This is a genomic window from Blautia sp. SC05B48 (genome assembly GCF_005848555.1).
Classification (GTDB): domain Bacteria; phylum Bacillota; class Clostridia; order Lachnospirales; family Lachnospiraceae; genus Blautia_A.
The window spans coordinates 1,600,838-1,612,504 of the sequence record NZ_CP040518.1 but is presented as its reverse complement, the minus strand read 5'-3'; the positions used below and the strand labels follow the sequence as shown (position 1 = coordinate 1,612,504).

General features: G+C 44.2%; 10 protein-coding genes. 2 read left to right on the top strand and 8 right to left on the bottom strand.

From position 1 onward, the window contains the following. Positions 1-18: 18 nt before the first annotated feature. Together EYS05_RS07455 and EYS05_RS07450 are read right to left on the bottom strand one after the other, a co-directional pair. Positions 19-948 carry a metal ABC transporter substrate-binding protein gene (locus tag EYS05_RS07455; RefSeq protein WP_442858071.1) on the bottom strand — a complete coding sequence of 310 codons (930 nt, stop codon included), beginning with the start codon at positions 946-948 and terminating at the stop codon, positions 19-21. 17 nt (positions 949-965) lie between these two features. Then, positions 966-1,382: a Fur family transcriptional regulator gene (locus EYS05_RS07450; protein ID WP_138276917.1), complete on the bottom strand. Its 417-nt coding sequence runs from the start codon at positions 1,380-1,382 to the stop codon at positions 966-968. Between the two features lie 209 nt (positions 1,383-1,591). On the opposite strand from EYS05_RS07450, the gene EYS05_RS07445 reads away from it, so the two are divergent. Then, positions 1,592-2,356 (top strand): DeoR/GlpR family DNA-binding transcription regulator, encoded by a 765-nt coding sequence (locus tag EYS05_RS07445; RefSeq protein WP_118515774.1) that lies wholly within the window; start codon positions 1,592-1,594, stop codon positions 2,354-2,356. Positions 2,357-2,508: 152 nt separating this feature from the next. Here the strand turns inward: EYS05_RS07445 and EYS05_RS07440 are convergent, their stop codons facing one another. The 4 genes from EYS05_RS07440 to EYS05_RS07425 form a co-directional block, all read right to left on the bottom strand. Further along, positions 2,509-4,026: a CoA-acylating methylmalonate-semialdehyde dehydrogenase gene (locus EYS05_RS07440; protein WP_118515772.1), complete on the bottom strand. Its 1,518-nt coding sequence runs from the start codon at positions 4,024-4,026 to the stop codon at positions 2,509-2,511. A 643-nt stretch (positions 4,027-4,669) separates the two neighbouring features. Further along, positions 4,670-4,954 carry a branched-chain amino acid transporter permease gene (locus EYS05_RS07435; RefSeq protein WP_280520166.1) on the bottom strand — a complete coding sequence of 95 codons (285 nt, stop codon included), beginning with the start codon at positions 4,952-4,954 and terminating at the stop codon, positions 4,670-4,672. A 37-nt stretch (positions 4,955-4,991) separates the two neighbouring features. Next, positions 4,992-5,204 (bottom strand): hypothetical protein, encoded by a 213-nt coding sequence (locus EYS05_RS07430; protein WP_118626225.1) that lies wholly within the window; start codon positions 5,202-5,204, stop codon positions 4,992-4,994. Between the two features lie 2 nt (positions 5,205-5,206). Then, positions 5,207-5,428: a hypothetical protein gene (locus EYS05_RS07425; protein WP_015526439.1), complete on the bottom strand. Its 222-nt coding sequence runs from the start codon at positions 5,426-5,428 to the stop codon at positions 5,207-5,209. Positions 5,429-5,742: 314 nt separating this feature from the next. On the opposite strand from EYS05_RS07425, the gene EYS05_RS07420 reads away from it, so the two are divergent. Further along, positions 5,743-8,562, top strand: a complete 2,820-nt coding sequence (locus EYS05_RS07420) for an HD domain-containing phosphohydrolase (protein WP_138276916.1) — start codon at positions 5,743-5,745, stop codon at positions 8,560-8,562. 85 nt (positions 8,563-8,647) lie between these two features. On the opposite strand, the gene EYS05_RS07415 is transcribed toward EYS05_RS07420, so the two are convergent. After that, positions 8,648-9,985 (bottom strand): MATE family efflux transporter, encoded by a 1,338-nt coding sequence (locus EYS05_RS07415; protein ID WP_158293317.1) that lies wholly within the window; start codon positions 9,983-9,985, stop codon positions 8,648-8,650. A gap of 28 nt (positions 9,986-10,013) precedes the next feature. Continuing rightward, the gene (locus tag EYS05_RS07410) at positions 10,014-11,369 is read right to left on the bottom strand and encodes an MATE family efflux transporter (RefSeq protein ID WP_138276914.1); all 1,356 of its coding nucleotides are present in this window, start codon (positions 11,367-11,369) and stop codon (positions 10,014-10,016) included. Positions 11,370-11,667: the final 298 nt, after the last annotated feature.

Here is an 11,667-nt window from a genome sequence, read left to right as displayed (position 1 = left end):
AGCTTCTGTCCTGCACCTTCAGTTCAATGCCTTCCTGAGCGCCTCCAGATTCTTCCTCATCACAGAAAAATAATCCTCTCCGGCCTCTATATCCTCCTCACTTAATCCCTCGATCGGATTCAGCACAGCAGTCACCGCATCCACTTCCTTCGCCACTGTCTTAGCAACCTTGGGACTTGCCAGCTCTTCAAAAAATATGGTATGGATGTCGTATTTTTTCGCATACTCGATCACTTCCTGCATCTTGGCAGGATCAGGCTCTGAATCCGGTGTCAGCCCTTCGATAGCCAGCTGCTTCAGATCATATGCATTGCACAGATATCCAAAAGCCTCATGAGCCACTATGATATCCCGGCTCTTCGTACCTTTCAGACCATCTCTGAATTCCTGATCCAGCTCATCAAATTCACCGGCATATTTCTCATAATTTGCTTCATAATAATTGCCGTTCTCAGGATCAGCCTTTACCAAAGCATCCCTGATATTTTTCATTTCCTGCTTTGCACGCATGGGATCAAGCCAGACATGAGGATCTTTTCCTTCATCACCATGAGCATGGTCATGTCCTCCATCCAGAAGCTCCACACCATCCGATGCCTCAGACACAACCAGGTCCTGATTCTCCAAAGTATCCAGTACATCCTCCGCCCAGTGCTCCAGGTCTGCGCCATTATAGACAAACACATCTGCATCCTCAAGATTCCGGATATCCGTTGCCGCCGGCTCCCAGTCATGAGGCTCCGTTCCCGCCGGAACCATATCCTTTACCTGAATCCTGTCGCCCCCTACCTTCCGGGCAAAATCATACATGGGATAAAAGCTGGCCATCACCTTCAGTCGGCCATCCTCCATAAATGGCTGTCCCACCGTTCCGGCCCTGTGCAAGCCATATCTGGTCACACCGCCCACAATAAAAAGCGTCACCGCCAGAACTGCTGCCGCTGTCATCTTCCCTCTGTTAACATTCATTTTTTAAGCCTCCTGCAGCTGTCACAATATCCATAAAAGATCGTCCGGCTCTGATCGATCTCAAATCCGTGTTCATCCAGCACATGTCCTACAAAATGATCGATACATCCACACTGCAGAGGAATCGTATGCCCACATTCAAGACACACAAGCTTACCGTAATTCTTCCGTTCCTCGTCACGTATAAAACGATACTGGGCAGGCGCTCCCTCCACAGACGGAACCTTCAGCACTGCTCCCTCTTTCTGCAGCCGTTCCAGTCCTCTGTATACCGTTGTCCTTCCAATCTGGATCTCTTTTCCATGAAGGAGCTCCATAAATTGATCTATGGTATAAAATGTATCTCCATATTCCTGCAGGCATTCCAGAATTATTTTCTGCTGCCTGGTACTGTATTTCATTTTTTCTTCCATTATATTCCTACTCTCTTCTATCAACTGCACCTTACATGGCAGATTTGAATTTGAAAACCGTTTTCATATTACATTCAAATAAGAATTCCGTCAAGATATTTTTGGGAGAAAATAATTTTTGGTATGTTCTCATAAAAGCACTTTATCTCTACTTTCTTTTATGATAAAATATAACCAAGACTTAACCAACAGAAAGAAGGTAGATCTCTATGAAATCACAGCGACTGGACATGATCGAAGAATATGTGCTGGAGCATAAGAACGCTTCTCTCGATACATTATGTGAGAAATTCAACGTATCCAAAAACACCATCAGAAGAGATGTCGATATCCTTCTGAAACGTGGCAGTATCATGAAAGTATATGGCGGTGTCGCAGCACTCGAAACTCCACAGACTCTTCCCCTTCTGTCTTACGAAGAGCGTGGCGGACGTTTTCCTGAAGAAAAGAAAGAAATCTGCCGCCGTGCCGCAGAGCTTGTGGCAGAAGACGATACCATCTATATCGATACAGGTACAACCTGCCTGAACCTGGTTGATTTTATTGCAGATAAGCACTGTACGATCCTGACCAACAGCCTGCTTATCTTCAACAAGGCAGCATCCTATCCGAACCTGGATATCATTTCCGTTCCCGGAAAACTGAACCGCAAAACCCTGTCCTTCACAGGACCGGATATCAATGATTATCTGCAGACTTATAACATTTCCATGGCTTTTATGGCCTGCACAGGTGTAACCATGAAGAGCGGACTTACCAATGCCAGCGCCGAGGAATACATCACCAAAAAAGCCATTGCAGAGAATGCCAACAGTATGATCCTTCTTGCAGACCATTCCAAATTCGGCCGGATCTCACTTATGACCTATTCTTCAATGGAAAAACTTGACGCCATCGTAACCGACCAGTCACTTCCTGAAGAATACGACAGCTTCTGCCAGGAGCACGGCATCCGTGTTATGACGATCGATTAAATCGGATATTTGCCCTAAAAAACGGTGCATCTGCCGGAAATCCAGCAGATGCACCGTTTTTGAATATGCTCATTTCATTAGAGGATTTTATCTGAAAGGCAGATCTTACCCGATCTGCCTTACAGTGTCATAAATTTATTTATGAAGCTTGCTTAAGCCTCAGTACTTCCTTCCCATGTGCCGACCTTTCTCTTTCCGGCAGCTTCATCGAACCAGTGTGTTGTAACTGTTTTTGCTCTTGTGAAGAAACGATAGCCGTCTTTTCCGAGAACGTGCAGATCACCAAAGAAGGAATCCTTGTTTCCGGAGAATGGGAAGTATGCTGTCGGAACCGGGATACCTACATTGATTCCTACCATACCGCCATCTGTCTCCATAGCGAATTTACGGCTGTAATATCCGCTCTGTGTAAAGATACAGGAACCGTTTGCAAATGGATTAGCATTCATGACTGCGATGCCTTCCTCGTAATCCTTTACTCGTTTGATACAGGTTACCGGTCCGAAGATCTCACGGTTTCCAACTGTCATCTCAGGTGTTACATGATCAAGAATTGTCGGTCCTACGAAGAATCCGTTCTCATATCCCGGAACTACTGCATTACGTCCGTCAAGTACAAGCTCTGCACCCTCATCGATACCCTTCTGGATCCAGTTGCAGATCTTCTCCTTGTGGCCTGCATTTACAACCGGTCCGAGATCAGTATCTTCATCATATGCACAGCCAAGCTTCATAGCCTCTGCTTTTTTCTTAAGAAGTGAAACAAATTCGTCTGCGATACTCTCCTGTACGCATACAACCGGAAGAGCCATACATCTCATACCTGCGCATCCGTATGTGGAGTTGATGATCGCATTAACAGTAGCCTCAAGGTTGCAGTCCTCAAGTACAAGTGCATGGTTCTTTGCCTCACACTGTGCCTGAACTCGTTTGCCATGAGCTGCGGCTTTGGAATATACCTGTTTGCCAACACCTGTTGTTCCTACGAATGTAACAGCCTTTACTCTCTCATCTGTAAGAAGGATATCAGCCTCTACACGGCTGCAGGTCACAAGGTTTACAACACCCTTCGGGAATCCGCCCTCTGTGTAGAAAAGCTCCATGATCCTCATAGCTGTAAGTGGTGTCTGAGAGCTTGCTTTCAGTACTACTGTATTTCCACATGCAATGGAAAGCGGAACCATCCAGCCCCATGGGATCATTGCCGGGAAGTTCATCGGAACAATACCAGCAGTTACTCCAAGTGGTTTGCGATATGTAGCTGTATCATATCCTGTAGTTACCTGCATTGCAGCATCACCCTGGATCATTGTCGGAAGTGCACATGCCTCTTCTGTAGGCTCAATTGCTTTCTGAACATCTCCTCTTGCCTCTTTGATGTTCTTTCCGAGCTCTTTTGCACAAAGTACGGAAAGCTCTTCCTTATGAGCATAAAGAACATCTCTCCATCTGAACATATACTGCTGTCTCTTTGCAAGAGAAAGTGAGGACCATTCCGGGAATGCAGCCTGTGCGGAAGCGATCGCCTCTTCTACCTCATCCGGTGTACAGCAGGGAACCTGCGCGATCACCTCACCTGTACTGGAATCTGTAACATCCATGTATTTCTCTGCCTTTGACTCTTTCCACTCACCGTTTACACAGTAACCCATTTTTTTGATCTCAGCCATTTTAAGATACTCCTTTCGTGCTTACCTTTTTATTCTTAACTTCATAAAAATTTTAGTCATTCTCGTTTTGTTATGGTCACATATTATCATTTATTTTAAATTTTGTCAATATAGCATGGTTATATTTTGAGTATATTTTTCAAAATTATGTGTTAATTTATTCACATTTCATGGAATTTCGTGTTTCTTATATAAACTCTTGAAACACATGCATTTACAGCCATAAAATCGCATAGTGTCTTGTCGTTTTTTATTCCATTACAAAAGCAACAGTTACTCATTTTTGTTATTTTCATAACACACCAATCCACACACACTGCTTATTACTTCCAGCTACGCTGAGGCTTTTAAACCTGTGCAATCAGATTCACAGACAAGTGAGCAGATTACGGATCCCGCTGATTCCGGCGTATTTTCTCTATATTTTACAGGAGCAAAGAAATACATCTGTGCTCGCTCTGCGGACACGCTCATTTTCGCGATCGCTCGCTTCTTTTCACGGCTTATTATACTTTCACACTCCTGTGCCTGCTTATCTGTTCTACAGCATTTTCATAAATTACTGCTGCAGTCAAAAAAAAACAGGATACGGTTATCGTATCCTGCCTTGGCTTTTCATTTTCTGTTTTTCATATATTTCTGCCTAACTAAATATGGTCTGCACCAGCACCATATAAAACACCGTTCCCCCTCCTATGCTGAGTAATGTACTCTTCTTCCATTTATGTAATGCCACAATAAACAGTATTGCGATCAGCTCCGGCAGTCCATAATAAGTACTTTCCGGCACATCTTTCAGGCAAAATACCACCAGCAATCCGATCACTGCACAGGGCAGCACTTTTCCCAGATAGGTGATCACAGCCGGCGGTTCCTTTCCTTCCGGTGGATCTACCGTGCAGTTCACGGTAAATGACTCATCACACATTCCAAAAATAAGATAAAACTTTTTCCATCCGGTATTTTTACAATTTCCACAGCTGATGCTGCCCGTCCATGGTAACAAGATCTCCCTCATTGATATCTCTTTCATACAGGAGTCCGTCATCATGCCGCAGGCTTGTTTCATTTCCATTTTCATCTTCTATCAGCACTATTGACATAAGTGCTTCACCCGGTTGTCGCTCTTCACAGCCGAAATCCATGTCTTCTTCTATCTTCAGAACCTTATACTGCATGATCAGATTTCCTCCAGCAGCACATCGTTAACGGCCTCATAAGCGTCCTCAAGCGCATCCAGTGCCTCTGTCAACGTGTCCATCTTCCGGCTGTCCGCATTTTCTTCTTCATAGGCTTCTATCACTTCAGCCATTACATCCTTCAGCTCCTCCAGTGAATTTGCTATATCCTGCAGTTTCTGATCCTTATCCTCTTTTGATGTGATATTTACGATCTTACTCATGATCCTTCCTCCTGTCACTTTACTCTCATTCTTTATTCTGATCCTTTATCCTGCATATATCATGCTTTGCATATATCATACTCCACATTCACCCATTGTACCATATCCTGCGCGCAGATGCATCGGATATGTTGTTACTGCTCACTCCGTTCTCACCAACATGCTTCGCGATGCACAGAATTTATGCTGATCACATAAATCCGCGCAGTATGTCTGTTTATACTGATTTTTCCGCTCCGGTCTGGTATAATCGATCTATAGGAGTTTTTCAATTTACAAACTAATCCTTTCCCATTATAAGGAGACATATTGCCATGAAAGAAAAAACAGAAACCTTTAACCAGGGAAAAAGATATTTCTTTTATATTCTGATGTTCACCATCCTTGGCTGGTTCATTTTTATGCAGATTTTTGGTGCAGATGAACGTTCTTCCGACGCTTCAGCAGCCTCTGTGATCTATTCCGGTACCGTTACCTGGCAGAAACCGGATGGATCCACCCAGGAAATCTCCGTTCCGGGCACCTACAAGGTTCCCGTCGGTGACACGATGGTCCTCACCATCCAGCTTCCCGCTGATCTTACAGATACCTGCTTTGCCATCCGTTCTTCTCTGCAGGATGTGGATTTTTATGTAGGGGACAACCTCAGGACCAGCTACTCCACGCATAAAACAAGGCTTGTGGGCAAAAACTCCGCCAGCCGTTATGTTTTCTGCCCGGTTTATGCTTCCGATGCCGGCAAAGAGCTCCGTATTGAACTGACCACCTACACCTCCAATTACACCGGAGTTGTCAATCCTGTTTACTGCGGAGACAAGGCAGATATCTGGATATATATTTTCAGCAGATACGGACTGGAAACCTACATTGCTTTTTTTATCCTGTTTTCCGGAATCGTCACGATCCTGTTCAGTTTCGCTCTGGGACTGGTCTATCATACACGATTTGACATGGAATATCTTGGATGGTGCATGGTTATGGGCGCAGTCTGGATGCTGGGTGAGTCCAAGCTCCGTCAGTTCCTGGTCCCCAACGCTTCCGCTCTCGGATCTCTGTGCTTCGTTATGATCCTTTTGTGTCCGCTCCCGATCCTGTTTTTTGCGGACAGTCTCCAGAAAGGGCTGCATCACAGATTTTATGTCTGTCTTGGAAGCATCGCAATGGTAAATTTTGCGGTCTGTACGATCCTCACCGCTGCCGGTATCGCAGATTATATCGAAACCATGCCTGTAAGTCACGGAATCCTGGCGATTACCGTTGCCACAATATTTGTACACCTTTTCCAATATATACGCACCGAAAAAAACAAGGCCGACCGGCTTTTGCTCGTTGGTCTGCTGGCAGCGATCCTGTGTATTGCCGTTGAAGCAACCTCTGCATACTTTGTCACATTGATGTCCGGACTGTTTGTGGGCGCCGGCATGTTGATCCTGCTTTTTGTCAATATTGTAAGAGCCATCAAAAATGTCCAGGATATAGAACTGAAACGCCAGCAGAGCGAAATCCGCAAAAACCAGGAACAGAATGAAAAAATGTCTCTGCAGATGATACAGACCCTTTCCACCACCATTGAGGCAAAGGATGCGTACACCCGCGGCCATTCCTACCGGGTTGCACAATATGCAGCCCTGATCGCAGAGGAGCTGGGCTGGACGCCGGAGGAAATCCTGAATCTGAAACGTGCTACTCACCTTCACGATATCGGTAAGATCGGTATCCCGGATCCGTTCCTGAACAAACCTGCACAGCTGACTGATGATGAATACAACCTTATAAAAAAACACACCGTTATCGGTGCCGAGATCCTGAAGGACATAACCCTGATCCCTCATGCGGCAGAAATCGCAAGAAGTCACCATGAACGTTATGACGGAAAAGGCTATCCGGACGGACTGGCCGGAACAGAGATCCCCATCCATGCCCGCATCGTGGCTGTTGCAGATTGCTACGATGCCATGAACTCCTGTCGAATCTACCGTAATGCGCTTCCACCGGAAGTTGTTTACGAAGAATTCCGTAAAAACCGTGGTACACAGTTCGACCCGAAGATCACCGACATTTTTCTGAAACTGCTCAATGAAAAGCGACTGCCTCAGTGGGATCCTTCCCAGGAAGAACCGGACACCTATAACCTTCCGGATATGCAGCTTACCGTCAGCAAATTCATCTCGGACATAATGGCTACCATAAAAAGCCAGGAAGACGCAAAAAGCTATGATTTCCTTACCGGTCTTCCCATGCGTAACCTGGGCGAACGTCTTACCGCGGAATTTATGCAGACACATGATGGATGTCTGGTATTCCTTGATATGGACAACCTGAAAAAGATCAACGACATCTATGGCCACAAAGCCGGCGACCGTGCACTGAAATGGCTTGGAAAGCTGCTCCAGAAACGGGCAGATCAGGGAATTTCCTGCAGACTTGGAGGCGATGAATTCCTGATGTTCCTTCCGGACACAGATCCTGATTCCCTGTCTCTGCAGATGGACGATCTGTTCCAGAAATTTCACACCATCACTACCGATGATCCGGAACTCCGGTTTGCCACACTGTCCGCAGGCCTGTGTCTGTGCAGCACAGATGATTCCTTTGAAGACTGCTATTCCAAAGCAGATAAAGCTCTGTATTACGTAAAACAAAACGGCAAGAACCAGTTCTTTTTCTACCAGCAGATCGACCGCAGCACTCTTGCAGCATCCGGTTCCGGAAAAGATCTGGAGCTTGTGGCAGAGTCTCTTCAGAAAAGCGGCATCTATGTAGGTGCTCTTGATCTGAATTACCGGGATTTCGCACGACAGTATGAATACATGAGTCAGCTTGTCACACGTAGCCAGTGCAGATGTTATCTGGCGATGATCACCATCGAGACACTTGTGGATACAGTTCCTGATATCGAATCCATTGAGCAGGCTCTGAAATATATGGAACAGGCCATCCGGCAGAATATCCGCCGTGTGGATATCTGTACACGCTACAGTTCCCTGCAGTATCTCATCATACTGTTTGAGCCTGACGAAACGCATATCCCGGATATCATAGAACGTATTTTTACCCAATATTACCGTCAGTGTGACAGCCATGATTTCCAGCCATCCTATGAATACCTGAAAATATCTCCACAGGAGTTATAAATACTCCCATGACATGATAAAGCCATAACGAAAAAAGAGGTCGTACTTGACGGCCTCTTTTTCGTTAGAGTTTTGCAAAATATCATTAAGACGTGGCTCTGGAATTTTCCTGCATGAAACTTTTCCCGTATGTTCGATACAGATAAACCGCCATGAAAATAGTCACGGCTTCCGCCAGCGGCATCGTCATCCAGATGCCTGCAACCCCTATAAGCTTTGGCAGGATCAATATGAACACAGCCACCAGGATCAAAGAACGCATTGACGAGATCAATGCCGAAATAAAACCATTTCCCAGGGCAGTAAAATATCCGGAAAGAAATACATTTAAACCAATAAACAGGAAAACCGGACTAAACAGCTTCAGGCCATCCCATGTCAATGTAAATACATTTCCCTCCCCAACGAATAAATGGATGATCTGTTTTCCAAATACAAGTGATACCGTGAGGATCAATACTGAACTGATGGCAATCGTAATAAAACTATATCGTGTTATTTCTCTGATCTTGTCATGATTTTCAGAGCCGTAATTATAGCTTATGATCGGAGCCGCTGCAACGGCAATTCCCATATAAAAAGCGATGAAGAAATAGTAAATATACATAATGATCGTCACAGCCGCAACTCCATCTTCACCAAAATATTGCATGATAATAAGGTTAAATAAAAATGTAGTGATCCCGGTAGACATCTCCGTCAGCATTTCACTGCTTCCATTAGTGCAGGATTTCAGAAGAACACTCCCATCTGCCTTCGGTCTGCAAAACCTTATATGGCTGTATTTCAGGAAATAAATAAAGCCTATCAACATGCTTACTGTAATGGAGAGAAATGTTCCCCACGCGGCTCCAAGCGTTCCCAGTCCGAATATAGCCACAAAAATATAGTCGAAAACAATATTAAAAGCCAGACCGGTCAGAGACATGATCATTCCGATATACGATCTCCCATCCGTCCTCACAAGATATTCGAAAAATAGCTTGAATGACATCGGAACCGATCCTAAAAATATGACAAATGCGTATGGCACCACATGCTCCATCAGGCGCTCACTGCTTCCCAAAAAAATACAGATCGGTTTCAGGAAAAGAATTCCCACAACTGTAAAAGCAACCGAAAGTACGAGCAGCACGATCGTCATAAAAGTAAATATCTCATTTGCTTCCTGTTCTCTTTTTTGTCCCATCCTCTCTCCTATAATGGCACCTGATCCCGTTGCAAGCATGACAGATGTTCCGAAAATAACACAGGTGATCGGAATAACAATATTAATTCCTGCAAGCGCGTCAGAGCCTGCATACCGGGATACAAAAAATCCATCTATCGTTGTATAAAATGATAAAAAGATCATAGTCAGTACCGACGGGATCAGATATTTTAAAAACTGAGGATAAGACATTTTTGCTTCAAAATATTTCATTTTTTTAGTCTCCTGCTTAACCCCCTGATCAGTCAAAATCTCTGGTAATGTTCGTAAGCCATCTATTTCTGAAATAGTGGATGAACACCACAGGCATTTTTTCGAATTCATCCAGGGTCATTATAAAGTATACCCAGACAGGCGGCAGTTTTAAAACATATGCGGCAATAAAGGTCAGAGGAACTGCAACAAGCCACATAAATATGGAATCCACGATCATTCCGAACCTGGAATCACCACCACCTCTGAAGCAGCCGCATATAAGACAGGTATTGATTCCCTCTCCCACAAGACGCCAGGTTGTCATAATTATAAATATACCAAGATAATACATGGCTGTCTCTGTCAGTTTATCCCGGTAGAAGTCCAGTATCATAGGGCGGACTGCCAAAATAATGGCACATCCGATGAGACTTACGATAATTGTTATTCTCAGCATACGTTTCCCATATTCTCTGGCTGTATCCTTGTGATCTTTACCAAGCTCCTGACTGATAATGATGGTAGTAGCGTTGGCAAAACCGCGGCAGGCGATGGCACCAATGTTTACCACCATAACAGCAACGGCATTTGCGGCAACCATATCATCGCCAATGTGGCCAAGGATCGCTGCGAATGCTGAACCGGCAAAGCTCCAGACAACATCATTTATCACAGCCGGAGAAGCAATTTTCATAAAGTCCCTGAACAGAATACCGGATTTTGCACAGAAATATTTTATTCGGAATCTGACATCGGAGCTGTTTAATGAGTAGATAAGACAGATCAATACCTCTGCGATCCTGGCAATAACAGTACCAAGGGCAACACCTGTAACACCAAGCTTTGGAAGTCCAAACAGGCCAAAGATAAAGGTGGCATTACAAAGTACATTGACACAAAGCGATACAATGTATGTAACAGAAGGCAGCATTATTTTTCCGACACTTCGGAGGGCACTCATGAAAATCTGTGAGAAGCCCATAAACATAAAGGAAAATGAGATCACCTTCAAGTATTCGCTGCCGGCAGCAATCGTATCCGGACTGTTTGTAAAAATCTTCATGATCGTAGTCGGCATGGAAAAGGAGATAATGAAAAATACAAGAGAAACGATCAGTGAGATCCGCTCCGCCAGGCCGAGAATCTTTTCTACTGTCTTTTTATCACCCTTTCCCCAATACTGGGCACATAAAACTGAAGTACCTGTAGCCATGCCATAATACAAACAGAAAAGAATAAATGTATACTGGTTGGCAAGAGATGAAGCCGACATGGCAGTCTGGCTTACATATCCCAGCATTACAGTATCCGCAACATTTACTAATGTTCCAATCAGATTTTGGATCATGATCGGAAATGCTAATTTTGATGCATATTTCAAGAAATCTTTTTTATTTAACATACAACAGTTCTTCCTTAGTTCTTAGAATTTATAAACCTGTGGCATATCTGGCAAAATGCCTGTCTTTCTCATATTTTGCAAGCAATCTGTCTATATAGAAATCCTCAAAATACAGCTCCATCCTGTCATTAAGTGGAAGGGAATTCTCATCTGCTCAGGACCGATTTTGCAGCACCGATCCGGTCTTCAGTGAATTCCGATAAGATATTTACTTATAAAGGACAGTATATCATATACCCTGCAAAACCGCGAGTCTTTTTCAGTATTCTTTCCAATATATTCCTTAATTGTATACTAT

Bases quoted from the DNA above. Each gene is read 5' to 3' on its own strand.
- EYS05_RS07455 (WP_442858071.1), bottom strand. From the start codon at position 948: ATGACAGCGGCAGCAGTTCTGGCGGTGACGCTTTTTATTGTGGGCGGT.
- EYS05_RS07450 (WP_138276917.1), bottom strand. From the start codon at position 1,382: ATGGAAGAAAAAATGAAATACAGTACCAGGCAGCAGAAAATAATTCTG.
- EYS05_RS07445 (WP_118515774.1), top strand. From the start codon at position 1,592: ATGAAATCACAGCGACTGGACATGATCGAAGAATATGTGCTGGAGCAT.
- EYS05_RS07440 (WP_118515772.1), bottom strand. From the start codon at position 4,026: ATGGCTGAGATCAAAAAAATGGGTTACTGTGTAAACGGTGAGTGGAAA.
- EYS05_RS07435 (WP_280520166.1), bottom strand. From the start codon at position 4,954: ATGTGTGATGAGTCATTTACCGTGAACTGCACGGTAGATCCACCGGAA.
- EYS05_RS07430 (WP_118626225.1), bottom strand. From the start codon at position 5,204: ATGCAGTATAAGGTTCTGAAGATAGAAGAAGACATGGATTTCGGCTGT.
- EYS05_RS07425 (WP_015526439.1), bottom strand. From the start codon at position 5,428: ATGAGTAAGATCGTAAATATCACATCAAAAGAGGATAAGGATCAGAAA.
- EYS05_RS07420 (WP_138276916.1), top strand. From the start codon at position 5,743: ATGAAAGAAAAAACAGAAACCTTTAACCAGGGAAAAAGATATTTCTTT.
- EYS05_RS07415 (WP_158293317.1), bottom strand. From the start codon at position 9,985: ATGAAATATTTTGAAGCAAAAATGTCTTATCCTCAGTTTTTAAAATAT.
- EYS05_RS07410 (WP_138276914.1), bottom strand. From the start codon at position 11,369: ATGTTAAATAAAAAAGATTTCTTGAAATATGCATCAAAATTAGCATTT.